Raw genomic sequence first — 24,264 nt, 5'->3', positions numbered from 1 at the left:
TTATCGTACCAGGAAAGCGCGATGGCCTCTCGCTCCAGATCCATGTACTCCTCGGCCCAGCGGGGGAACAGGTCCACCTCGGGCATGTGCTCCAGGGCGGCCGACAAGACGCCCTTCGTGTCGAGGACTTGGTCGAGCAGACCGGCGAAGTCCTCCTTGAGCGGGCGCCTGCCCTGCTCGATGGAGGCGATGGTCTCCTCGTCCACGAGGGCCCGCTCGGCGAGCGAACGCTGGGTGAAACCGGCGGCCCGCCGCAGGACACCCAATTGCGCGCCGACCATCTTCATCGCTGACGCGTTCTTGCGCGAACGCTTCCTGGAGTTCATACGGTCCAACTCCCCCTCACGGCACGTACGTCCACCGCGGGGAACCCGTACAAGAAATCTGTACGGGTCCACTCACTGCTCCATCATGACCACGGAGCGTCACTCTCGTCACGTGAACAACGAAACCGCTCACAGCCCTCGCGAGCGCTTCTACCGGCGTGAACGCCGATCGGTGCCGGCCGCACGGGAGTTCACGAGGGCCGCGCTGTCGGACTGGGGAGTGCCGCCGGGCGCGTACGACGACATCCTGCTCTGCGCGGGCGAGCTGACCACGAACGCCCTGGTGCACGGCGTACCGCCCGGCCGGGGCCTGCGGCTGAGGCTAGTTCCGTGCGGCGACCTGCTGCGCGTCGAGGTCCACGACAGCGGCGGCGGCGAGCCGAGGGTGACGGCACCGGCGGGGGAGTCGGGGCGGGGGCTGCTCCTGGTCGCGGCGCTGGCGGACAAGTGGGGTGTGGCGCACCGGAATCCCGGCAAGATCGTGTGGTGCGAGTTCTCCGGTGCCCTCCGGCCGCCGCGCGACCCGTCCGGCGCCCGGCCGGGCATGCGTCGAGCTTGATCACGATCGGGTGACGAACCGTCACTTGAAGCCACAACTACTTCACGCCATCTTCACGCCCCTGGCATGCTGCTCCAGCTGATCCCAGCACCAGCCAATGGAGCCCGCCACATGAGTGACATCCAGCCCACCACCGACGCCGGCCTGAGTGCCGCGAACCCGGCCGGTGGCACTGTCGCCCCCGCCGCCCCCGCGCCCGTCGCGCACCTGACCGGCCTGGCCATGAAGCGCCGGGGCCCCGTCGCCGCGTGGCTCGGCCTGCCGCTGATCACCCTCGGCATCTACCAGCTGGTCTGGTACTACAAGATCCACAAGGAGCTGAAGGAGTTCGACAACCGCCAGGCCCTCAACCCCGCGGGCAGCGTGCTGGTCATGATCTTCCTGGGCTGGACCCTCATCGCCCCGCTGGTCTCCTTCCACAACACCGGCAAGGCCATAGCCAAGGCCCAGCGCGCGGCCGGCCTGCCGGTGACGTGCAGCCCCGCCGCGAGCATGTGGCTGGCCTTCGTCTTCGGCCTGAACACCTGGTACATGCAGCGCCAGCTCAACCTGATCACCGCCGCGTACCCGGGCGTCCAGCCCGGCGCCGGCGTGTCGCTGGCGGCCTGATCTCCCCCGCGCGGAGCCCCGGCGTCCGGCCACGGACGACCGGGGCTCCGCGTTGTCGGCGATGGCCGATTCACGCCGTTCGGAGGACGCCGGGTCACCGGCTCGGCAGCTCCGGTCACCGGAGCCCCCCAGGGCGTACGGCACCGGTCGGCCCGGTGGCTGCTAGAGTCCCGCTCTTCGCCGGGCGCGCCCGGACGGAGTCCCACGGCAGGTCGCCCGATGACCGTTCCCCACACCCCCGATCCACTCGCGGCATGGCGCCAGGCGCTCACCGAGGCGGACCGGATCTTCGCCGCAACGCCCCCGCTGGAAGCCCCGGTTGACGGCTGCACCCACTGTTACCCCGAGTCGGAGCTGCACCTCCTCGGCGGTGACCCCGACGCCGTACCGGACGACCTCCTCGGTTGCTTCATGCGCGAGGTCCCCAGCCATTGGGACCCGGACCAGTACTCCGTACTGTGGCGGCGCCTCATGCCCCGCGCGCTGCGTCACTGGGGACCGGACGGCGAGGCCGTCGACCCGGCCGCGGAGATCGGCCATCTCGGTGCGGACGGCGCCGGGTTCGCGCACTGGCCGGAGCCCGAGCGCGCCGTGACACTGCGGGCCTTCGGGGCCCTGCTGGGCATCGCGCTGACCGACGGCGGCGCGGCCGGGGACATCACCGGTCTCCTCGAAGGCATCGCGCACGCGACCGGCGACCTGGACCCCTGGCTGGCACACATCTCCGGCCTCTCGGGCCCCGGCACGGACGCCGGCCTGGTCCGCCTCGCCTTCGACTGGGCGACCGATCTGCTCTGGGACGAGTTCAGGTTCTCCTGGTGGTACGACGGCGACCCCCGGACGATCGCCACCTGGCTGCCCGCCCAACGCCCCCGCGTGGCAGCCTTCGCCGCGGCTCACCCCGGGTGCAAGACAGCCAAGGACACCTTGGCCGCCCTCGACGCCCTCACGGCGGACGACCACAGCCCGTGGCTCTACCCGCGCGCCTTCGACAGGTGCCTGAGACTGCTCCCTCAGCCGGACGCACGCGACCTTGCGGGAAACGCCCCGTGAGGGCGCGTAGGGCGTGGCACGCTCACCCGGCGTACGGGGCGGCAGGCCCCCCCGGCGTGCGGCTTGGCACGCTCACCCCGGCGGGCGGGGCGTCACGCCGGGGTGGCGCCGACGCAGAACTCGTTGCCCTCGGGGTCGGCCATCACGACGTGATGCCCGTCGAACTCCTCCAGGACGGAGGCGCCCGCGCCCACCAGACGCTCGGACTCGCCCCTGATCCGCGCCCACCGCTCCTCGGGACCGCCGTGCCCCGGCACCCGGACGTCGATGTGGAGCCGGTTCTTGGCCGTCTTCGGCTCGGGGACCTTGAGGATGCAGAGCCGGGGCCCGACGCCGTCGGGGTCGCAGAGCCAGGCCCCGTCGTCCACCGAGTCGTCGGCGAGCAGCCCGAAACCCGCGTGCCACTCCTCACGGGTCGCGAAGGGCGCGGGCGGCGGCTCGTCGACGTACCCGAGAGCCGTCTTCCAGAAACGCCGCAGGAGCTGCGCGTCGGCGCAGTCGAGGGTGAGATCGATGGTGACCGCCATGCCAGGACGGTACTGCCCGCCTACGACAACGGAACCGGCCGTCACCCTCGGCGGGAGCCCGGACCGCCGTCCGCAAACGACTGCCGGTCGAGGCCCCACGTCTGGAGGGCGAAGGGCCGCCCCTTCTCCTCGCCCGTGATGAGCGGAACGTCGAGCAGGCGGAACCCCGCCTTGGTGGCCACGGCGACACTGGCGTCGTTCTCGGCCTCCAGCTCCAGGATCACCCGCTCCGAGCCGAGCTGCTCGAAGGCGTACGCGGCCATCACCCGCACCGCCCGCACGGCCAGCCCCTGCCCGCGGTGGGCGGGTCCGACGGCGTAGCCGATCTCCGTACCCTCGGGGGCCCGCCGCAGCATCACCTCGCCGAGCGGCGCGCCACCGTCGAGGGTGATGGCGAGCAGGATCGCCGTACCCTCCGCACGCAGCTGCCGGTCCTTCGCCAGCCGCGTCCGGGCGGCCACCTCGTCGAAGGGCGAGACGATGGGCGTCCAGTAGGCGATGTCGGGATGGTCGAACAGCCCCGGCATCGCGGCGATGTCGCCCTCCGTCCAGTCACGCAGGACGAGCCCCTCCCCGGCCAACTCGATCCGCGCGGGAAAGGGCGACGTGCTGCTGCTCATGATGGGGACCTCTCTGACCCGGCCAGGACGACGCAGGATAACCGGCACGGAACCGGGACCGGCGCGGAGCAGGCCGCACCGCGCGGACGCCGTACGGAGGGAGTCCGGACGGTCGGCGGACCGGCGAACCGGGGGCTCAGCGGACGGGGAAGCCGAAGGAGTACCCCTGCTCCTTGAGCCGGGGGAGGATCCGGCGCAGGGCCTCGACGGTCTGGGAACGGTCGCCGCCCGCGTCGTGGAAGAGGAGCGTCGGCCCATTGGGCAACTCCCGCTCGACGGTGGCCACGATGGCGTCGGTACCGGGCCGCTCGAAGTCCTTGGTGTCCACGTTCCAGCCCAGTGGGCGCATCCCCCGGGAGGCGGCCAGCTTGCGGCTGTACGGCGTGAACGCGCCGCCGGGCGCCCGGTAGTACATCGGCCGCACACCGCCGGACGCCTTGGTGATCATGCGCTCGGCGTCGAGGATCTGCTGGGACTGGTAGGTCTGGGACCTCTTGTCCATGGAGGTGTCGTGGGAGACGGAGTGGTCGCACAGCCGGTGCCCCGCCGCGACCACCTTCTTCACCAGGTCCGGGTGGGCCTGCGCCTGCGTCCCCACCATGCAGAACGTGGCCTTGACCCCGTACTCCCGCAGCACGTCCAGCATTTGGGGGGTCCACTCGGGGTCGGGGCCGTCGTCGATGGTGATGTTGACGCCGCGGGCCCCCTTGTCGGAGGCGTGCACGATGCTCACCGCGACCGGCTTGCCGTGGTTGCCCGCGGTGTCCGACACGGCGGGCTTGCGAGGGGAACCGCCGACCGCACCGGCCTGCGCGGTCCACACCGAGGCACCGGCGGCGAGCAGGGTCACCCCGAGCGCCGCCCCGACGACCTTGCCGTACCAGCCCCGCGCGTTGCCATGCCGTGCCATGTCCGCCCCCGATTCCCGCAGTCCCTAGCCGCCCCTGAATGACCAGGCGCCACCACCCAGGACGACAGAAGAAGCCGAAGGGATCCCCCCGTTACAGATCGCGCACAATCCCGCAGAGGCCCGGGGACAACCGGGCGGGGGAACGGCCGATCCGAAGGACGCGGGAGAGGGCCACCGCGCTCCTCAACTACGTTCGGACGACGCCGTAATGACGCTGCGCAGCGCAGTGGACACTCCACCGGGACAGGACAACTGAGGCTCAGTCGCTCTCGGCGTTTTCGGCCTCACGCTGCCGCGCGGCTCGCTTCGCTGCCGTGTTCCGGGCGTGGGCTTCGCGTCGCAGCCGGCGTTCGTAGTCGGCGATCTGACGACTCATGGGGCGCAGGTGGCGGTTCGGACCAGCCGCTCGTTCTCCCTGTCCACCAGGAAGGGACCGTTGCCTCCCAGTCGGGGGCGCCTTCCGTTCTCACCGTCCCGGACCGCGCCCCAGTAGAAGATCCACCCGAACGGCAGGTCTTCCACCCGCAGAATCCCAAGCTCGAACTCCACGCTCCCTGTTACGACTTCGACCTCGGCAAGCACCAGCCGACGCGCATCCTCCTCGGTCAACATCACCCGATGATGACATGACGCCCACACGCCGGAACGGCTCTGCTTCACGTAATCGACCTGGGCGTGCAGCCCACTTCAGCCTCCTGGGCCGACCGGTCGTGAACCGTGCTGGATGAGAGGGAAACCGAGACGGACCGTGGCCCACATCCCCCAACAGGGTGATGGGCTGCTGGTTCCCCGTCGGTGATCACTTCGGCACCCTTACGGTGCGTCTCACGTTTGCACGCCCAGCACATCGAGGAGACGACGCCAATGGCGACAGCGCCGGACCAGCAACCTGCCCAGCCCCAGCCCTACGGGCAGCCTCCGACGATCATCATCCACAACAACAACTCCGCCGTGGCGTCTTCCGCAGCAGTCGTCGGCGGTACGGGCTTCAGACGCCGGCGTCAGTCGCTGTGGGTCCACTTCTGGCTCCTCATGCTCACCGCCGGCATCGGCAACGTCTTTTACGCGATGCACGTGAATCGTTGGAACCAAGACCGGGGTCTCTGACATCCGGTGTCGTCTCTTGTCGGGGTGTCGGTGCCGCTGAGCCAGGGCTTCGATACCTGACCGGGCTGCTGTCGACTCGACCGCGTCGGCCGGATCACTGGTCCGGGAGCTTCGTCAGTACGACGATGCCGGTATGCGTCGCACCGGTGAGGAGCGTGAGCAACTCAAGCTGATCCGCCGGTATGTCACGCCCGGCCTTCGGTATCTCAAGCTCGGTGGCGCTCTTCTCGCTATGAGTGGGCGCGAGCGGGACAAGTTCATGCGGAAGCTGGGCAGGGCTGCTGGTGACATCAGCCATCGTGAGCTGGGTGTGCTGCTCGACCGAGGATGGCGCGAGTGCACGACGGCGGCCTGGCTCATCGCCGTCGCCGGCAGAACCGAGTTTCGGGAACGTCTCGGCGAACTCCTGGTCGCCAGTCAAGGGCCCTGGGCGGGCCAGGCGTACTGCGTCGCCCTGGCCTCCTTCGGTACCTCGGCCGACGCCGACATCCTGAGCGCCTACCTCGACCGCTACCTGCTTCGCCCTGACCTCTCCTACGACCAGACGGACGCTCTCGGCGCGCTCTTGCTGCTCGACGCCAGACTCCAGACCGACCACGCGGCCAGGTTCCTTGCCCCGGACGGACTCTGGCAGCAGTGGATCGATGGACCACCCAGCAACGAACGCGGCACCCCCGACGAATACCGTGAGTTCATCGAGATGCTCTGCGCTTTCGCCGACGAAAGCGCGAGGTACTGCCCGACACGAAAGCACGGCGCGACCCCTGACCGGAGCTAGGCACCACCGCAGAGAGTCCTCAAGTTGGGCAGCTCGGGTGTGATCCAGAGGCGAGCTGCTCGACGACTTAACGTGGCGCTAGTAAAGGCCAACTCGTGGCCGAGTATGCCTGGAGGGAATCCGGTTTAACAGAGGCGTCGGTAGGTTTCCACCATGAGCGATGACGAGGGATACCTGGATAAGAGCCCGGCTGCCGCACGGATGGGGAAGGCGGCCGAGTACCTGGTAGCGGCTTCATGCATCCTGGCCACAGGCGGTGAGTTGAACGTATCCACATCGCTGGTGGACGACGAGGGGGTGGATCTAGTCTTTCACCGGCGGGGAAGCTCCGTGACTCTGGCGGTGCAGGTGAAAGCCCGCATGTCGACCGGAATGCAAGTCCAACAGGGCAGGTTGATGGCTTTTGTCCGGTCGCAGACCTTCCAGCCGCGGGCCGACCTGGACATGTTGTTCCTCGCCGTGGACGTTGAGCTGGGGGCGGTGATGACGGCCTGGCTGATTCCGAGTGGCACGTTCGCTGAGATGGTGGCCGAGCCCAACAGTCGAGGACGTTTTCGCTTCGCTGCATCGATGAAGCCCGATTCGAAGGATCGCTGGAGTCCGTTCCGGCTGACAGCTGCGGAACTTCCCAGACGTGTCCTTGCCCGGCTGGTCGAGCTGGAGAAGGAAGGGGTTGGGTACAGGCAGGGGACTCAGTAGACCTGCCCCTGTCGCCTCCCGCCTGTCGGCGAGATGGGCGGCGCGATCGGTGGATCGATGGCCAGACGCTGACGTTGCAACGCGTGGTCGCCTCCACGAGGTTCGGCGAAGACCGACATGCGTTCCACTGCTGTGCCTCAGACTCGGTTTGCAACTTCGACCGTGATACGCACCCGTTCCCGGCCCGCCACCGACTCTGCGGCCGCCCGCAGCTCCTACACAGACCGAACGCGTCGTGTTTCATGCCCGTCCGCGCGGCTGCAGGTGCATGCCGTTCGCCGTGACTCGGTCTGTCCACGTGGTGCCTTGAAATTGCGAGCTCAGCCGTCCACGACTGAGTTAGCGGATCAAAGCGCGAAGGGTAGATCTCAGGGGTAGGGCTTTCGTTGGTCACGCTGAGCCTGGACAACACGACGCCGTAGTGTCTTCAGAGATACTTCGTCACCGCAGACCGGGTCTCTCGTACGCCAGAAGTCCCACCCGTCGGTGGACAAGGTGGACTCAGGGGTATTGCGGCCTTTGACGCGGAGCTTGACCCCTCGCCCGGCAGCCGACAGCGAGGGGTATACCTGTTCCTGGTAGCGGATCTGGCCAGTGGTCAGCACGGTCGCGGTGTGTCGTTGCCCCATATAGTCACCGTGCAAGGTCGCCCCAGGGGTCACCCTGCCGGCGGCCATCATTTCCTCGAAGCCCACACTCCTCTCATCCTCGCTGACTGTTATCTTCCGCGATCTCGTTCGAGGTGATCGCCCGGACGCTCGGGATGTGGGGATGGAGGATTCGGCAGACGAGGGTTCGGCTGGTCGAGGTGCGGGGACCGGTGCCCCCGGAGGCGCGGAGATGCTTGGAGCGACCCCGGCCCGGGGGAAGTCAAAGGTGGCGCGTACCCGTTGCAGGCTCGCCCGGAGGTCTGCGTGGGGCAACTTCGGCACGCGCTTGGCGAGGAGAGCGATGAGCTCTCTGGGCGGCTCACCGGAGGCGAACAAGTCATTGAGGGCGAGGTTGACCTCGCGGTCAACGAAGAAGCTGCGCCACAAATCCTGGATGCGGTTGTCGCGCATGTTGGCCTTGCTGAGCAAGGCCAACAGTTCGCAGGCAGCGTTGACGTCGTCATCGATCCGCACGGTGCGGAAGAGCTTGTGTTCGACCGGAACCGGAGCATGAGCGTTGTACACGCGCCATTCCGCCCCGTTGGTCAGCGCGACCCATTCCACACCTGCGACTGCTGCATAGCTGATTGTCTGGTTCGCCCAGCGCGGGTCATCGAGATTCTCGCCGATCGCCTTCGCTTCGATAAAGAGCCGGGGCATGCGCATGAGGATCAGTGCGTAGTCGACGGGGTTGTCGGTCGTTCGTCGTCGGTACTCGCGGTGCACCTCCTCGGGGTCCAGCACATCCCAGCCCAGGGCGGCGATCACTGGTTCGATGAGGCCGGCCTTCGTGTTCTGCTCACCCACTCGGCGTCCGAGGCTGCGATAGCGGACCAGCCGATCAACGCACTGCTTCAGTGTGTCCGATAGGTCATCCATGCGCTGCTCCCCGTCCTCACGCCATGCAACACCCCCGGCAGCCTAGTGCTGTGACCAAGGTTCACGGGGCTGGCGCCGTCACCCGGCCCAGTTTGGCGCGGCGATGTGCGATCTGAGCGCGCCTTTTCGCTGGTCGGCCCGGCGGCCCGGCGGCCCGGGGAAGGAGTAGGCGAGCGCTGACCTGAGCGTGACGTCTTGTCCTTGACGGCACTGTGCCCAGGGCAGGACCCACACGCATCATTTGGCTTGTGGGATTCTTGGGACACGGTGTCAATGGCCCGTACATCCTTGGGGCATGCAGCAACTAGAGGCGCAGGAAGTCTCCCTGCACAAGGTCTTCAGCAGTGACTACGACTTCCGGATTCCGGACTACCAGCGGCCCTATGCCTGGGACGTCGAGCAGGCCGTCCAGCTGCTCACCGACTTGGAGGAGTCTCTGGACAGGGGGAAGGACGAGCCGTACTTTCTCGGCTCCATCGTCCTCGTCAAGGCCAAAGGCAACGCGCCGGCTGAGGTTATCGACGGTCAGCAGCGCCTCACCACCTTGACCATCCTGCTCGCTCTCCTTCGCGATCTGACGGAGGACCCGGACCTCCGCAGCGATCTCGACAGACTGGTCACGGAGCCCGGCAACAAGGTCCGCCGGCTTGATCCCAAGCCCAGGCTCACCCTGCGCTTCCGCGACGCCGGCTTCTTCCAGAAGTACGTGCAGACGAAGGGAGCCACCGAGGCACTGCGGATCCTGAAGGAGGAGACGCTGCCGACGGACGCGCAGAAGGCCGTTCTGCGCAATGCCAGGGCGCTGCACGCCATTCTCGCCGACTGGTCGGAGGATCGACGGCTGGATCTCGTGCTGATGCTGGGCGAGCGCACCTTCCTGGTCGTCGTCAGCACCCCCGATCTGGACAGCGCGCACCGCATCTTCAGCGTGATGAATTCCCGGGGGATGGACCTCTCGCCCACGGACATCTTCAAGTCGCACATCATCGGTGCTCTGGACGAGAAGACGTCGGAGGAGTGCGCCCGCAAGTGGGAAGACGCCGAGGAGGCTTTGGGACGAGACGACTTCGCTGACCTCTTCCTTCACCTGCGCATGGTGTTCGCCATGAAGCGGGCGGAGCGGGAACTGCTCAAGGAGTTTCCCGAGCAGGTGCTCAGCCACTATCTACCCGGCAAAGCCGAGTCGTTCGTCAATGACGTCGTCGTGCCGTACGCGGACGCCTACGTGCAGATCCGTGACGCCAGTTACGCAGCGGTCTCTGGAGCGGGGCAGGTCAACGCCTGGTTCAAACGCCTCCAGCAGATCGACAACAACGACTGGCGACCCGCAGCCTTGTGGGCGCTGCGTAACCATGGTGACGACCCGGCCTGGCTCGACAGATTCTTCGGCGCACTGGAGCGGCTGGCGTCGAGCATGTTCATCCGCCGCGTCTACACCACTCCTCGCGTCACGCGTTACGCGGACCTCCTGCGCGAACTGAACGCCGGCAAGGGCATGGAGGCGACGTCCTTCGCCCTTACGGACTCGGAGAAGGCTGAGACTCTGGCGCGCCTGGACGGCGACATATATCTCGTCACCAAGACCCGCAAGTACGTCCTGCTGCGCCTGGACGAGATGCTGGCCGGGAAGCCGGGGGTCTCGTATGACCACACCCTGATCACCGTCGAGCACGTGCTGCCGCAGAACCCGAAGCAGGGGTCGCAGTGGCTTCGGCACTTCACCGACGAGCAGCGCAGCCAGTGGACGCACCGTTTGGGCAACCTCGTTCTTCTCAACCGGACGAAGAATGCCTATGCCCAGAACTACGACTTCCCCGAGAAGAAGTCCAAGTACTTCACTGGAAGGCACGGCGTCTCGACGTTCGCTTTGACCAGCCAGGTGCTGCACCATCAGCAGTGGAAGCCGGAACTGCTGCGGAAGCGGCAGCAGCGGCTCTTGGGGCTTCTGGCCGATGAATGGGATCTGTAGGGAGTCGTGAACAGCGGCCTGCGGGGCTCACGTGCCGTGCGGCTGCCCGCTCATCCGGGCAGCCCAGCCTGGGAGATGGCGGACAAGCCAGCGATGAGCTCGGCGGACCAGTGGGGGTGCGCGCTCAGGTCGTCGGGGAAGTGTATGAACGTCTGCTTGCCTTGGATGAGCATGCGCCCGGAGAAGTACGTGGCTGACGCCGCACTGCCCTGGAAGACCGCCAACTCCCAGCCAGTGGGGTCAGGGGTGTCTTCAGCGGTCCTGCACAGTGCAAACTGATACTCAAACGTTGCCTTGAAGGCGAAGTATCCATCCTCAGCCGTGGAGCGGAAAAGACTTTCCTGCTTCGATCGGGGACCAACTCCACGTATCAGCAGCGGATGCCAGACTGCGTCGGGCCCTGCCGCGGAGAGGTCTGCGGCCAGGCGCTTGCGAAGCTCCTGGTGGCGGAACGCGATGTCCACCAGTTGTTCGACAGCGTCGTCCGCTACATGATGGGTGTACGGCCAACCACGCTCCCATTGGTCGCGAAGCGCTGCGTCGACCCAGGAATGAAGCAGACCATCCAGCGGTCCGGCATGGTGATTGCGTTCCGCTTCCTGCACGGAAAGGCGGACGACACCAGGCACGTTGTCGGCGCGCTCCTTTTCCTGCTGCCGCTCAAATGTGGAAGGGTCGGTCACTTCCAGGTGTGCGTTCTCCATCTCCAGCAGTCTGGCGATCAGCCTCCTGCGTCCGTGCGTGCCGACGGGTACATCTCGTAGCGCGTCCGCCACAGCGTCGTCAGCCGACCATGCGTCCTCATCGAGTAGCCACGTTGCCGCTTCTACGCGCACCTCGGCCGGCTGATCCTGGTCGGCTGCGACCCAGCGGGCGATGCTGTAGGTGTGCTCCTCGTCCGCGTCGCCGGTTCCGGTGGCGAGGTTTGCGATGTTGATGTCAGGAGCGAGGCTCTTGACGGACTCGTATCCCTCTCGCCCCTCCTCGTTGACCAGCTCATTGATGGCCGCCCAGCGAAGGTCGTCCTGCAGGTCCGAGGACGCAACGAGGTGCCGGAGAGCAGCGACGTGTTCCTGCCGTCGTTCGTCGTCGGTCAGCTCCCGCTGCGGGGGAGTTGTGTACTGGTTCGACACCAGGTAAACCCGCTGCATCTCACGCCAGGGGTTCGAGGTGTTGATCACCCACCATGCCGCGTTCGCTGCGCTTCCGCCTCTGCTCAGCAGATGGTCAAGTGCCTCTGCGCGGTATTCGAGGTTGTCCACGGTGCCGAGGTCGGTGTCGGCGATCAAGGCCAGAAGCGCGGGGATTCCGCGGTCAGGATCAGTGTCAGCCAGCTTTGCCGCGTCCCGGACGCGTTGCGCGTCCTCGTCTTCCTCCTCATCTTCTTCCTCCCAGTCCCATTCGTCCTCCGCGAGGTCGTCATCCTGGTTGTCGTCTCGTGCGACGTCCGACACGGCTGGTCCTTTCGGTGAAGTGGTGCGCACCGCTCCTCGCAGCGGATGGGGCACGCCAAGAGCCGTGATTACCAGTGCGGTGCGGCTTCGAACCCGGCGCGAGCGGCATGGTTCTGACCGGTGCCGCTTCTGGAGAAGGTGGTTCAGGAAGGCGGACCGTCGAGGCCGAGGCGGATCACGGCGAGTGCCTCGGCGATCTCGGTGGTCATCTCGTCGTCGGGGCCGAACACCATGCACATGTCCTGGTGGAGCGGCTCCAGGACCTGCCGGGCTTCGGCGGCCCGGCCCTGGGCGAGCAGCAGCATCCCGATGTTGTGCCGCAGCTCCACGGCTTCCTCGCTGACGTCGCTGTCGACGGCCCGCACGACGTTCAGCACCCCTTGGAGCGCGGCCAGCGCGTCGGTGACCTGGCCGAGTTCGGCACGGCACCGGGCCGCCTGGGCGCGGCAGGCGCGGGCCTGCTCGCCGGTGGGCCCGGCGATACGGGCGTAGGCGTCGGCGAGAGCGTCGAACTCGGGCAGGGCGGCCCGGTAGTCGCCGCCGAGGAGGCGAATCGCCGCTCGCTGGCGGCGCAGCGCCAGGACCTGCCTGCTCTCGGAGCCGAGGGCGAGGGCGGCAGGTGCGATGACCTCGCTGAGCACCTCGGCGGCCTGCGCGAACCGCTCCTCCTCCAGCAAGGCGTCGGAATGCGCGTACGCCTCCTTGATGTCCTCGCGGAGCCGGGCGGGGACGGGGACCAGCGGGGCCCCCGGGAGGACGGCCGTCGGCGCCGGACCGCCGGGCGCCTGGGCCTGGGCGCGGGCGCGGGGCGCGAACGGGCGACGGAACACACCCGTGGGGTCGGGCGCGCCTGCTGGCCCCGTATCCGCCGTGCCGGGCTCCTGGCCCGGCGGCGGGAGGAACGGCAGCAGCCGTGCGTACACCTCCTGCGTGTCGGCGGGCCGCGCCTCGGGCGCCTTGCGCAGCAGGTGCAGGACCAGCTCCTCCAGCGCCTCGGGGACGTCGGGCCGTAGCTGCCGCAGCGGGGTGGGTGCGGCGTTGACGTGCTGGTACATCAGCAGGTACTCGCTCTCCGCCTCGAACACGAGGCGCCCGCTGAGGAGTTCGTGCAGCACACAGCCGAGCGCGTACAGGTCGGTCTGCGGCGTGATGCGTCCACCGCGGACCTGCTCGGGCGACATGTACTGGTGGGTGCCGATGGGGCTGCCGGTGGCGGTCAGCTTGGTGACGTCGGTCCGCAGCATCGCCGCGATACCGAAGTCGAGGACCTTCACAGTGCCGTCGCGTGCGACAAGGATGTTGCCCGGCTTGAGGTCCCGGTGGATCACCGGCACGTCGTGCGCGTACGACAGTACGGTCGCGACCTGCGCGGCGACGGCGGCCGCCCAGCTGACCGGCAGCGGCCGACCGGGGTCGAGGTAGGCGGACAGCGGCACGCCGTCGACGAGTTCCATCACCAGGAACAGCCGCTCGTACGAAGCGTCGAGCACCGCGTCGTACACCTGCGGCACGCCGGGGTGCTGGATGCGCGCGGTGATGCGGGCCTCGCGACGGAAGCGCTTGGCGAACTCCTCGGCCAGCTCCGGGGAGGTGACCGACGCCTGCCGGATGAGCTTCACGGCGACCGGCCGGTCGAGCACGGCGTCGTAGCCGCGCCATACGTCGCCCATGCCGCCGTGGCTGAGCTCCTCCAGGAGTTCGTAACGGTCGGAGATCGCCTCCTGCGGCACCTTGCCCCCGGTGTGCGTGATGAACAGTCACGGTCAGGGGTCAAGTGTGACCGGTGCGTCAGGATGCCGTCCAGGGTTTGTGGTGCGACATGGACATGGGCCCTGCGGTGGACGACGGGCATGAGGGTGCGGCGGCCGGCTTCCCGCCGCAGGCAAAGCCCCGTGCTGCGGTCGGTGGATGGTGGGTGCCCAGGAGGAACCCCGGGCACCTACGGCACCACCGGCCCTGCGGCCGAATTGCCTCTACGCCGTCACTCCCTGTCCGCCGCCATGATGCCGACGCATTCTTCGAGCGCCGCATGCAACGGCGTTACGAAGGCGGCGAGCTCGGCGTCCGACGCCTTCCCCACCTCCAGCACCGCGCCGACGACCGTCACCAGGACAGCAGCGGCCTTCAGCGCATGCGCGTCGGCCAACTCCTCAAGACGGCCGCCGGGGTGCGTGACCGCCAGGGCCTCCTTGCCGGTGGCCGGGTCCAGGCCGAGACTGCGCAGACGCGACGTACCCGTGCTCCTAGGCGAGGTTCTCCATCTGAGCCGGCGGTCACGGACCTGATGCGGCGCTGCTACTTCACATCCTTGGCCAGGACGGCGACGGCGACCCTGCCCACCACCCTCGTCAGCACGTAGTTGGTCGAGCTGCTGAAGGCGACGCCCACGCCTGCCGGAATCGCCTTGGCCATCGCCTTCTGGGTGAAGGTGATGGACGCCCGCTTGAACAACTGCTTGATCGTGACCAGGGCGGGACCTGTGAGGTACTGGTAGACCAGCTTCTGGGCGATCTTCTGTACCGCCGCCTTGCCGCCCTTCGACGCCATCTGTTCCGCCGAACCCGCCAGGGCGATGGTGAAGGCGAGGTGCTTCTTGTCCTCGGTGCTCAGCTCGGTCTCGAACACCTCGACCAGGCACATGCACATGTCGACCTGGAGCTTGAGTGCCACGGCGATGTCGGTGGCTCCACCGCCCAGGATCGCGACCGCGGTCCCGATGCCCGGAATCACGCTCGGGGCGGCGGTGACGGCCCCGGTGGCTGCCGACATCTTGGAGTACCGGCCTATGATCTTGGCCGCGATCCGGCGCTTGTCCTCCAGGCTCTCGGCCTTCCGCTCGTTCTTGTCCTCGAAGGTCACGCGGTAACCGTCCACGACCTTGGCGGCCGCTGCCGGTGTCATGACGATCGTCTCGACGGCCTTCTGAAGCCGAGATCCGTCGGTCTCGTCCACTGCGTTGCTCATTCGCCCCTCCCCATTTGTTGCACCTCATGGCGAGGGCAACCCGTACTTCCGGCTGTACTCGTGACGTTCTCGAAGGACGCCCCGGCCGGTCACCCAGCCGAGGCGTACACGTCAGATGTCGTCGTCCAGGCCCTCCTCGCGGCGGATCATCCGCCAGGCCGCCTTGCGGGCGCTGCGGTCCAGGCTGGACTTGAAGCCCTTGTCGGGGCCGAAGTACTGGCGGCCCATGCCTGCGATGGTGTCGATGTGGTCGGCCATCTTGTCCGCGAAGACGTTGTCGAAGACGAGGCCGAAGTTCTCCTCGTCGTTGACGACTGCCGCCGCCCGCACCTTCGGGTCGGCCTTGGCCTCCTCGAACGGGCGGATGACGTCCTGCTCGGTGAACTCGGTGCCGAACCGTTCGTTGAACTTCTCGATCAACTCGGAGAGAAGAGACTTCTCCGCCTCCTTCGCGCCGCCCGAGCCGTCGCCGAAGCCCTGCATCGTCGCCGGCCCCTCGGGGGTGAGGGAGACGTCGTACTCGCCGGTCTTCTCCACCCGCAGATGGCTGAGGTCGACCTCGCCTATGTCCACCCCGCCGTCCGCGCGGCGCGGCAGCCGGTTGAGGAGGTAGCGGCCGTAGAGGTGCAGCCGTTCCAGCTCGGCGTCCCGGTAGGGGACGATCTGCGCGAGGAAGCCGTACTTCCTGACGTAGTCGTTGAGGTCGGCGCGGAAGCCCTCCGCCGTCTCCTGGTCGTCCTCGTCGTCGCTGTCCTGCAGCGTGGTGAAGCGGGCGACGGCGGGGGAGAGCAGTCGGTACAGCTCGGCGTGCAGCTTCTCCCACTTGGACTGCGAGCCCGCCGCCTTCTCCTTGGCGGCGAAGTACGCGGTGGCGAACTCGTCCATCTCCTGCCCGGACAGGATCGCCGCCTGCATGACCCGGCTCTGCGCGGTGTAGAGCAGGTTGGGGTCGGAGGGGAGTGTGTTCGCCTCCTCGAAGTACGGGCGGAAGGACTCCTGTATGTCCTCGGCGTCGTTGACGAAGTCGAGGACCGCCAGGTCGGCCTGGGTCTTGCGCTCGGCGGTCCGGTTGAGCCGGGACAGCGTCTGGACGGCGGAGATGCCGGTCAGCGTCTTGTTGACGTACATCGTCGTGAGGAGCGGCTGGTCAAAGCCGGTCTGGTACTTCTCCGCCACGACCAGGATCTTGTACTCGCGCTGGCCCGGGCCGCCGGCTCGGGCGGCCTTGTCGTCGGCGCGCGTGTACGCGAACGCCTTCGGCAGCGCGCTCTCCGACAGCCCGCCGTTCTCCTTCGGCTCGGTGGTCTCCTCGCCGTCGATGGTGAGCGATCCGGAGAAGGCGACGAGGACACCCAGGTCGGGGTACTTGGTGTCGTAGTCCCGGTCCTTGATGTAGCTCTTGATGGCGCGCGCCATCTGTACGGCGGACTGCCGCGAGGCGGTCACCACCATCGACTTGGCCCGCCCGCCGAGACGGCCCCGGCTGTGCGCCACGAAGTGCTCCACGATCACCTGGGCGTGCTGGGCGACCGTCGAGTCATGGGTCAGCGCGTACCGGGCGAGCAGGCCGTTCGCCTTCGACGGGTCGACCTCCCGCTCGTCCGGGTTCTGGTTCACCAGCTTCCAGTACGTGTTGTACGTGACGTAGTTGCGCAGCGGGTCGAGGATGAAGCCCTCCTCGATCGCCTGCCGCATGGAGTACGTGTGGAAGGGCCGGTAGGTCGCCTTGCCGTCGATGTCCTGGAGCGTGCCGAAGAGTTCGAGGGTCTTGGCCTTCGGCGTGGCGGTGAACGCGAAGTAGGAGAGGTTCGCGGCGCGGGAACGCTGCTCGGCCCGCTTCTTGAGCTGCTCGTCGAGGGTGGCGCCCTTGGTCTTGACCGTGATCGCGCCCGCGTCGTCCGAGTCGGAGTCCAGGCCGAGGTCGCGCAGGGCGGACCGTACGGCGGTGGCGGCGTCGCCGGACTGCGAGGAGTGCGCCTCGTCCACGACGATCGCGAAGCGGCTGCCCTGAATCTCGGTGGGGTTGCGCTGGAGGTAGTCGAGCAGCGCAGGGAACGAGTGCAGGGTGACCGTGACGATCTTCCCGGTGTCGCGGGAGAGAGCCTTGGCGAGCTGCTCGCCCTTGGCCCCGTGCTTCTCGTCGATCTTCACGACCAGGCCTGCGGTCTGCTCGAAATTGCCGACTGTTTCGCGGAGTTGCGCGTCCAGGTTGCGGCGGTCGGTGATGACGATGACCTTGTCGAAGACCGGCACGCCCGGCTTGAGGCCCTTGGCGATGGCCTCGGGGTCGAGTTCGCGCGGGTCGGTGGGGGTGTGCAGGTCGCTCAGGCGGTGCGCGAGCCAGCCGATGGTGTTCGACTTGCCCGAGCCGGCTGAGGCCATGACCAGGTAGTCGTGGCCCGCGCCGTGGGTGGCGGCGTGCGCGGTGAGCTTCTTGACCACGTCCCACTGGTGGAACCTGGGGAAGATCATGGTCTTGGTGGTGCCGCCGCCAGGCGTCTTGCTCTTGTGCAGGTGTACGAACCGCTGGAGCAGGTCCAGCCAGTTGTCCGGCTGCCAGACATGCTCCCAGAGGTAGGAGGTCGCGTACGTGCCGTAGGCGGTGGGGTCCGGGTTGCCTGCGCCGCCCGGCTGACCGGGGCCGTTGGAGCCGGTGTTGAACGGGAGGAAGCGGGTGTTCTTCCCCTTGAGCTGGGTGGCGACGAAGACCAGGTCCGGGTCGACGGCGAAGTTCGCGACGACGCGGCGCGTGAAGATCAGCTCGGTGGGGTCGCGGTCGGTGCGGTACTGCTCCTTGGCCTGCTCCACCCCCTGCTTGGTGAGCGGGTTCTTCAACTCGGCCGTGGCGACGGGGATTCCGTTGAGGAAGAGGGCGAGGTCGAGCCGGTTGCCCCAGTCGGCCTGCTTCGTCGCGTACTCCAGCTCGCGGACGACGGTGAGGCGGTTGGCGCGGTAGCCGTCCAACGCGGAGTCGTGGGCGACGAGGTTCGGCTTGAAGTAGGCGACACGGAGGAGGACGCCCCGGTCCTTGACGCCGTTGCGGAGGACATCGAGGAGCCCGTTGGTGGCGATGGCCTGATCGAGGCGGCCAGCGAACCCGCGCTGCGCCTCGTTCGGGTCGCCGCCGTAGACGGTGAGCAGCTCGCTCCACTCGTCGGGCTGGGTCGCCCCGATGAAGGTGAACAACTCGTCGGTGTCGAGGCCGAGGTCGGCCTGGTAGTCCCGCGGGCGAGCTTCGCGCCAACCACGCTCGACCATGGTGGCGACGATGGCCTCACCGAAGGCGGACTCCGTGTGGATGGGGCTCATGGCTACGCGGTGACTCCGTCCGTTACGTTGCGGCCGCTGGCTGTGGTTACGTCGAACTGGCCGGTTACGGCGGCGGTGATTAGGGCTTGGCGGCGCACGGCCAAAAGCCCTGCCTGTGCGGAGAGTTTTTGTTGCAGGGCCGCAATCGGCCTCTCATTCTTCTCGATTTCAGAAATGATTTGGTGCTGTTCATTTGGAGATGGGGTGGGGCACATGAAGTCCACGACATGAGAGACGTTAATTTGCTCTTGGGCCGCGCCATAGCGAACGGAGTCCACGTACGATTTGCCGAGAGGGCTGTTGAAGTAGACTTCCAGATATTTAGGGGTCAGTCGGTCACCCTTCTTGAGAATCAAAATCGACGCGCAATTTGCGCCTTCGAGATCTTTCGGCACGACGGCTGCTCGTCCAGGGTATCCGGCGCGAATTACCACAACGTCACCACTGGAAAGTCGAGAACGCCAAAGTTTCCGACTGTCGGCTTCCGAGATGCATCTGACATCCTGCAGATTGATGCCTCCGTCCGTAATGTTCGAACCGCGAAGGAAAGGAAGCCCTCGCTCTGAGAAGTAGGAGGATGGATCTACAACGACACCGACACCGATCCGAGGAACAAGTCTCTTCAATGGAAGTACCGGCCATGAATCAGGTAGATCCCCCAGCATCGGGTGCAGTGTCCGGGGACCGTGGCTGTGAACGCCTCGCAAGGCAAGGGACCTATGCACCTCCTTGCGTTCACTCAAGACGGAGCGCAAGCGGCGAATAGTGGAAACCATACTGTCGATGCGGGCGGTCTCGGCGTCAAGGAAGTCGGCGATGCGGCGCTGCTCCAGCTCGTTGGGAAAGCTGACCCGCAGGTCTCGAATCTGCGTCTCATTGACGAACGGAAGCGGGCCGGAACCAGCCAACTCGCCGAGATCGATTATTGACAGTGCATAAACCCAGAAGCGCGGATCGCCCACTTGAGGTACTACAGCCATCAAGTTGTTGTCCATTGCTGACGGTTGCCGTAGTAGTCGCCGCGGGTTCTTGAGAAGCGCTGCGCCGACTTTAGGGAAGACCACTGAGTCGGTTGGGGCCAGGCGGGCACCAAGTGTGCTGAGATCTCCACGGCTGACCCAGTTTTGCGCCCCGATGACGCTGTAGCCGCTTCTCTGCGTGGCAAGATCGGAAACCTTCAGGAACGGATACTCGCCAGATTCCCGCCCTTGGAAGGGGTGGGGGAATCCCACCCCGCTGATGATCCGGGCTACGCGTCCAAGCTTGACGGTAGGGTAGGAAGTCGTCATTCCGTAACCTCCCCAAGCAGCGCCTGAATCTCCGCCTCCAGCGACTTCAACTCCGCATCGATCTCCGCCAGCGGCCTCGGCGGCTTGTACACATAGAAGTGCCGCGTGAACGGGAGCTCGTAGCCGATCTTCGTCTTCGTGTGGTCGATCCATGCGTCCGGCACGTGCGGCAGCACCTCGCGCTTGAGGTAGTCCTCGACGTCCTCCCCCAGCGGCACGTTCTCGTAGTCCCGCAGGTCCGCATCCGGCTCCGCCGCGCCCTTGACTTTCTGGACCTCGCTCTCCGGATCCCGTACCCCGACCGTGTCCCGTACCGCCTTCGCGAACGGCGCTCCCGACGGCCACGTCAGGCCGGCCGCGACTGCCGCGTCCTTGAGCGCGATGAACGCCTCGGACTTCGTCGCCCAGGACGAGCCCAGCAGCGTACGCACCGCCGCCACGAACTCCTCGCTCCGCTCCAGCTTGGCCACCGGCTTGGCCTCCGCCAGCGCCGCCAGCGTCTCCTCCGTCACCTCGAAGCGAAGCTTCAACGGCCGCTCCACGGTGATGCGCTGGTAGCCGAAGTCCTCGTTGGCGAAGACCTTGACCTTGCCGTGCAGCGGGTGCTCCGCGTCGCCCGCGACCTGAAGGGCCTCCGCGTACAACCGGGTGATGTCCCCGATGTGGTCGGGGCGGCCGTTCGTCCCGTCGCCCAGCTCCTTGCGCTTGTCGCCCAGCGACTTGCGCATCTTTACCCACTGGTCGCGCGCGTCCAGCAGGACGACCTTGCCCTTGTGGTCCTTGTCCTTGCGGTTCGTCAGGATCCAGAAGTACGTGGAGATGCCCGTATTGTAGAAGAGCTGGTCCGGGAGGGCGACGATGGCCTCCAGCCAGTCGTTCTCCAGGATCCAGCGGCGGATGTTGGACTCGCCGGACTCGGCCGCGCCCGTGAACAGCGGGGAACCGTTGAAGACGATGGCGATGCGGGAGCCGCCCCCGCCGTTCACGTCCACCGGCTTCATCTTCGAGATCATGTGCTGGAGGAAGAGCAGCGAGCCGTCGTTGATGCGCGGCAGGCCCGCGCCGAAGCGGCCGGCGTCGCCGAGCGACTTGTGCTCGTACTCGACCTCCTCCTTGACCTTCTTCCACTCCACGCCGAACGGCGGGTTGGCGAGGATGTAGTCGAACTTGCGGCGGGCGTGGCCATCGTCGGAGAAGGAGTTGCCGAAGCGGATGTTCTCCGGGTCCTGGCCCTTGATCATGAGGTCGGACCGGCAGATCGCCCAGGACTCGGGGTTGAGCTCCTGCCCGTACACCTCGACCGTGGCGTCCGGGTTGAGGGCCTTGATGCGGTCGTCGGCGGCGCTGAGCATGCCGCCCGTGCCGCAGGCCGGGTCCATGACCGTGCGGACGACACCCGGCACGGTGAGGGCGTCCGCGTCCGGTGCGACCAGCAGGTTGACCATCAGCTTGATGACCTCGCGCGGGGTGAAGTGCTCACCCGCGGTCTCGTTCGACTGCTCGGCGAAGCGGCGGATCAACTCCTCGAAGACGTAGCCCATGTTGTGGTTGGGCACGACATCGGGGTGAAGGTCGAGGTCGGTGAACTTGCCGATGACCTGGTAGAGCAGGTTCGCGCCGTCGAGCTTCCTGACCTGCTGGTTGAACTCGTACTTGTCGAGGACCTCGCGGGCGTTCTCGGAGAAGGCACCGACGTAGATCTGCAGGTTCTTCGCCGCGTTCTGCGGGTCGGCCGCGATCTTCCGCAGCGTGAGGTCGCTCTTGTTGTAGAAGGAATGGCCCGAGGCCCTGCGAAGGAAGTGGCCGGTGTCGATGTCCTGGCCCGCGAACCTGGCGACGGTCTCGACGACCTTCTCGCGCGTCGGTTCCAGGACGCATTCCAGGCGGCGCAGCACGGTGAACGGCAGGATGACCTTGCCGTAGTCGGACTGCTTGTAGTCGCCGCGCAGGAGATCGGCGACGGACCAGGCGTGGTTCGCCAGCTCCGTGTGCTTACTGCTGTTCAAGAGGTCCCGGCTTCCTTCCGAAGAGCGCCGTCCGGGCGTGGGACGGCAGGGATCCAGTGTGGTCGTACGCGGTGGGACGCGAGGGGCGTTTCAGACAGAACGGCTGTGCGGGGTGCCCGACGTATCCGGGCTGCCCGGGGGGTCCGGTGGCAGGAGTACGCCGGCGGTGAGGCCGGTCGTCAGGGTGGCCGCGGTGTCGGCGGCGAGGTCTGCGGTTCGGCGGACGGCCGCGCGCAGCTCGTACACGCGGCGGAACGCCTCCCCGTACCGCCGCTGTTCCTCCAGGGGCAGCAGGGGAACGCGCAGGCGGCCCGGTGTGACGTGCACGAGGGTGGAGCCGGTGGACGCGGAGGCGAGGTTGTCCTCGGCGCCGAGGAACCCGGCCAGGAACCACGGGTCGAGGCGGGCCGGGTCGGGGCGCAGGAGATGGATGTGCTGTCCGAGCAGGGCTCCGGCGTCCCGGTCGTCCGCGACCCGGGTCATCGCGGACTCGTTGCTGCTGCCCGACACGGCGCGTACGAGGACGTCCCCGGCGGCTACGGGCTGCGCGGCGTCGGCGTGGAGGTCCACGGCCCCGCCGGACGGGGGGTTTCCGGTGGAGATGTCCAGGCCGGTGAGGACCGGCCGGTCCACGGAGGGGGCGGCGGAACCCTTGGAGCCGCGCGTGCCGGGCGTCGCCGCCCGCAGCACGGTCAGGGCCCCGCCGCGTGCCAGGTCGGAGACGGTCGCCGTACGCCACTCGCGGGCCGAGGCCCCGGACGGCTGCCAGCCACCGGACGCGGAGGCGGATGCCAGGGCGGCGACCTGCTCGGCCAGTTGCTCGTGCAGGTCGTGGACGCGCCGGGCCAGGGCCGCGGGGTCGATGTCGGCCGCGGTCGCCCGGACATGTCGGGCCGGGGTGACGTCGACGACGTCGTCGAGGAGGTCGACGAGCGGCACCGCGCGGGCGACGCCGGGCTCGTCGTTATAGGCGTCGGGGGCGGTGGTGAACGCGACCCACTGGCCGAGGACCCGCTCCGACAGCCCCTCCCAGTCGAAGGTGGTGGCGGAGGCCGAAGAGGTGGGGGCGGAGGCAGCGGAAGCGGAAGAGCCGGACCGGCGGGAGCGCGAGCCGCCGCGGGAGCCGGCGCCCACGGTGTCCGTACCGGTGGCGGACGACGTGCCCCTGACGCCGTCCCGCTGCTCGCCCTCCCCGTCGACGAACAGCACCGTCGTACGGTCCGTGCCACCCGGCTCGGGGCGTTGGAACACCCAGATCTGCAGGCCGATGTGGAGCGGATACGCGGCACGCGCCGGAAGCGAGACGACAGCGCGCAGGGCCCCGCCGCGGATGAGTTCGGCGCGGACGCGGCGGCCGGAGGAGCGGAACGCGAGCGCAGGCGGCAACAGCATGACGGCGTGGCCGCCCGGCTCCAGGTGCGCGAGGGCGTGCTGCACCCATGCCAGTTCGGATTCGAAGCGCGGCGGGACCCCGTACGCCCACCTTGGGTCGTAGGCCAGTTCGTCGTGACCCCAGTCGCGGTCGGCGAACGGCGGGTTGCACAGGACGGCGTCCACGGTGACGTCTGGGAAAGCGTCGGCGCGCAGGCTGTCGCCGACGCGGATCGCCGTCTCCGCCTCGGGCGCGGCGATCAGAAGCCGGACCGCGGTGCGTTGGCCCTGGACGGGGAGCGAGTCCTGCCCGAACAACTCCCGCGCGCCCTGCCGTGCGGCGGCGGCGAGGAGCGTACCGCTGCCGCAGGCCGGGTCGAGGACGCGGCACACGTCGGCGGGCAGGAGCCGTGCCATGAGCCGGGCAAGACCCTCCGGGGTCTGGTAGACGCCGCTGGCTGCGCCCTCGTCCAGTTCGCGTTCGGCGAGGACGTCGAGGGCGGCCTGGGCCCCCGCCTCACGGACGCAGCCCAGCAGCGCGCGGACCGCGTCCGCGTCATCCCTGCCGTAGCGGACCGGCTCGGCCTCGGGCACGGTGGCCGGGAGCTCGCCCGCGGCCTTCTCCACTTGGGCGATCAGATGGTCGTCGGGCAGGGCGGCGAGTTCGGCCAGCTCCTCCTGCGGGCGGCGGGACGCGGCAGCCACCAGCGGGAACAGTCGCGCGGCAACCCCGGAGCCGGGCCCCAGCAGCCGTAGCGCCGTACGCAGCTCCTCGGTCGGGGAGGCGGCGGAGGTGTGACCCCGTCCACGCAGCCATGCCTGGACGGCCGACAGGTCGTAGAGCGGGCTGGCCTCCGTGCCTGCGCTGGGGGCCGGGAAGTCGTCGTGGCGGCGGCGCCAGTTGCTGACCGTGGCCCGCGTGACCCCTGCGATGCGGGAGATCTCGGCGGCTGTCACATGCGCGGAAGGCGCCCGTGGCGCTGGTGGCTGCTGGGGCATGGCGTGGGGTTCCGCACCTCTCGGGCCGGTCGGTAAGGACAGTTAACACGTTACAACAGCCGTCAAGTTCGTCAAGCTGTTTGACGGTGCTTTCAGTGTTGTGCTTATCTAATCACGCTTCCAAATGGAGCCATGCGCCGTGATTCGGCAACCGCACCGTGAAGCGTGCTGGTGCCGTACCGCGCC

Annotated in this window: 21 protein-coding genes; 7 read left to right on the top strand and 14 right to left on the bottom strand. The window is 67.7% G+C overall.

What is annotated here, in order from left to right; all coding sequences use genetic code 11:
• On the bottom strand, positions 1-326 hold a 326-nt coding region (locus tag ACFYQQ_RS22520; RefSeq protein ID WP_388905008.1), incomplete at its 3' end, for a helix-turn-helix domain-containing protein.
• 85 nt (positions 327-411) lie between these two features.
• Between ACFYQQ_RS22520 and ACFYQQ_RS22515 the strand changes: the two genes are divergently transcribed.
• The 3 genes from ACFYQQ_RS22515 (at position 412) to ACFYQQ_RS22505 (ending at position 2,547) form a co-directional block, all read left to right on the top strand.
• Complete coding sequence (locus ACFYQQ_RS22515) at positions 412-885, top strand: ATP-binding protein (RefSeq protein WP_355783540.1); 474 nt, start codon at positions 412-414, stop codon at positions 883-885.
• A gap of 111 nt (positions 886-996) precedes the next feature.
• Positions 997-1,494: a DUF4234 domain-containing protein gene (locus ACFYQQ_RS22510; protein WP_355783543.1), complete on the top strand. Its 498-nt coding sequence runs from the start codon at positions 997-999 to the stop codon at positions 1,492-1,494.
• Between the two features lie 219 nt (positions 1,495-1,713).
• Positions 1,714-2,547 carry a hypothetical protein gene (locus ACFYQQ_RS22505; protein ID WP_355785008.1) on the top strand — a complete coding sequence of 278 codons (834 nt, stop codon included), beginning with the start codon at positions 1,714-1,716 and terminating at the stop codon, positions 2,545-2,547.
• Positions 2,548-2,639: 92 nt separating this feature from the next.
• Here the strand turns inward: ACFYQQ_RS22505 and ACFYQQ_RS22500 are convergent, their stop codons facing one another.
• The 4 genes from ACFYQQ_RS22500 to ACFYQQ_RS22485 form a co-directional block, all read right to left on the bottom strand.
• Positions 2,640-3,074: a VOC family protein gene (locus ACFYQQ_RS22500; protein ID WP_355785005.1), complete on the bottom strand. Its 435-nt coding sequence runs from the start codon at positions 3,072-3,074 to the stop codon at positions 2,640-2,642.
• 41 nt (positions 3,075-3,115) lie between these two features.
• Complete coding sequence (locus tag ACFYQQ_RS22495; protein WP_355785002.1) at positions 3,116-3,694, bottom strand: GNAT family N-acetyltransferase; 579 nt, start codon at positions 3,692-3,694, stop codon at positions 3,116-3,118.
• A 136-nt stretch (positions 3,695-3,830) separates the two neighbouring features.
• Positions 3,831-4,604 carry a polysaccharide deacetylase family protein gene (locus tag ACFYQQ_RS22490; protein ID WP_355784999.1) on the bottom strand — a complete coding sequence of 258 codons (774 nt, stop codon included), beginning with the start codon at positions 4,602-4,604 and terminating at the stop codon, positions 3,831-3,833.
• 372 nt (positions 4,605-4,976) lie between these two features.
• Positions 4,977-5,216: a hypothetical protein gene (locus ACFYQQ_RS22485; protein ID WP_355784997.1), complete on the bottom strand. Its 240-nt coding sequence runs from the start codon at positions 5,214-5,216 to the stop codon at positions 4,977-4,979.
• A 252-nt stretch (positions 5,217-5,468) separates the two neighbouring features.
• Here ACFYQQ_RS22485 and ACFYQQ_RS22480 point away from each other — a divergent pair, with 252 nt between their 5' ends.
• From ACFYQQ_RS22480 to ACFYQQ_RS22470, 3 genes are all read left to right on the top strand, one after another.
• The gene (locus ACFYQQ_RS22480) at positions 5,469-5,711 is read left to right on the top strand and encodes a hypothetical protein (RefSeq protein ID WP_355784994.1); all 243 of its coding nucleotides are present in this window, start codon (positions 5,469-5,471) and stop codon (positions 5,709-5,711) included.
• Between the two features lie 133 nt (positions 5,712-5,844).
• A complete protein-coding gene (locus tag ACFYQQ_RS22475) occupies positions 5,845-6,489 on the top strand; it encodes a DUF6000 family protein (RefSeq protein ID WP_355784991.1) in 645 nt (214 codons plus the stop codon).
• A gap of 153 nt (positions 6,490-6,642) precedes the next feature.
• Entirely contained in the window at positions 6,643-7,188 is a 546-nt protein-coding gene (locus tag ACFYQQ_RS22470; protein ID WP_355784988.1) for a hypothetical protein, read from the top strand.
• 368 nt (positions 7,189-7,556) lie between these two features.
• On the opposite strand, the gene ACFYQQ_RS22465 is transcribed toward ACFYQQ_RS22470, so the two are convergent.
• Positions 7,557-8,717, bottom strand: coding sequence for a hypothetical protein (locus tag ACFYQQ_RS22465; RefSeq protein ID WP_355784986.1), 1,161 nt, complete (start codon positions 8,715-8,717; stop codon positions 7,557-7,559).
• Between the two features lie 295 nt (positions 8,718-9,012).
• On the opposite strand from ACFYQQ_RS22465, the gene ACFYQQ_RS22460 reads away from it, so the two are divergent.
• The gene (locus tag ACFYQQ_RS22460; RefSeq protein WP_356239401.1) at positions 9,013-10,686 is read left to right on the top strand and encodes a DUF262 domain-containing protein; all 1,674 of its coding nucleotides are present in this window, start codon (positions 9,013-9,015) and stop codon (positions 10,684-10,686) included.
• A 50-nt stretch (positions 10,687-10,736) separates the two neighbouring features.
• Here the strand turns inward: ACFYQQ_RS22460 and ACFYQQ_RS22455 are convergent, their stop codons facing one another.
• The 8 genes from ACFYQQ_RS22455 to ACFYQQ_RS22420 all read right to left on the bottom strand — a co-directional run bounded on the left by ACFYQQ_RS22455 (position 10,737) and on the right by ACFYQQ_RS22420 (position 24,036).
• A complete protein-coding gene (locus tag ACFYQQ_RS22455) occupies positions 10,737-12,140 on the bottom strand; it encodes a hypothetical protein (RefSeq protein ID WP_355779141.1) in 1,404 nt (467 codons plus the stop codon).
• 143 nt (positions 12,141-12,283) lie between these two features.
• Positions 12,284-13,870: a protein kinase gene (locus ACFYQQ_RS22450; RefSeq protein ID WP_355779138.1), complete on the bottom strand. Its 1,587-nt coding sequence runs from the start codon at positions 13,868-13,870 to the stop codon at positions 12,284-12,286.
• A 251-nt stretch (positions 13,871-14,121) separates the two neighbouring features.
• A complete protein-coding gene (locus tag ACFYQQ_RS22445) occupies positions 14,122-14,286 on the bottom strand; it encodes a hypothetical protein (RefSeq protein ID WP_355779135.1) in 165 nt (54 codons plus the stop codon).
• Between the two features lie 149 nt (positions 14,287-14,435).
• Positions 14,436-15,104 carry a hypothetical protein gene (locus ACFYQQ_RS22440; protein ID WP_355779132.1) on the bottom strand — a complete coding sequence of 223 codons (669 nt, stop codon included), beginning with the start codon at positions 15,102-15,104 and terminating at the stop codon, positions 14,436-14,438.
• A 111-nt stretch (positions 15,105-15,215) separates the two neighbouring features.
• The gene (locus ACFYQQ_RS22435; RefSeq protein WP_355779129.1) at positions 15,216-18,413 is read right to left on the bottom strand and encodes a type I restriction endonuclease; all 3,198 of its coding nucleotides are present in this window, start codon (positions 18,411-18,413) and stop codon (positions 15,216-15,218) included.
• A 2-nt stretch (positions 18,414-18,415) separates the two neighbouring features.
• Entirely contained in the window at positions 18,416-19,702 is a 1,287-nt protein-coding gene (locus ACFYQQ_RS22430) for a hypothetical protein (protein ID WP_355779126.1), read from the bottom strand.
• Positions 19,699-21,708, bottom strand: a complete 2,010-nt coding sequence (locus tag ACFYQQ_RS22425; RefSeq protein WP_355779123.1) for a class I SAM-dependent DNA methyltransferase — start codon at positions 21,706-21,708, stop codon at positions 19,699-19,701. Before ACFYQQ_RS22425 ends, ACFYQQ_RS22430 begins: the two co-directional genes overlap by 4 nt.
• Positions 21,709-21,798: 90 nt before the next feature.
• Positions 21,799-24,036, bottom strand: a complete 2,238-nt coding sequence (locus ACFYQQ_RS22420) for an N-6 DNA methylase (RefSeq protein WP_355779120.1) — start codon at positions 24,034-24,036, stop codon at positions 21,799-21,801.
• Positions 24,037-24,264 lie beyond the last annotated feature (228 nt).

The organism is Streptomyces sp. NPDC005496 (genome assembly GCF_042872045.1).
Lineage (GTDB): Bacteria > Actinomycetota > Actinomycetes > Streptomycetales > Streptomycetaceae > Streptomyces.
The sequence above is the reverse complement of the archived record's forward strand: the minus strand, read 5'-3'. Positions and strand labels throughout refer to the sequence as shown.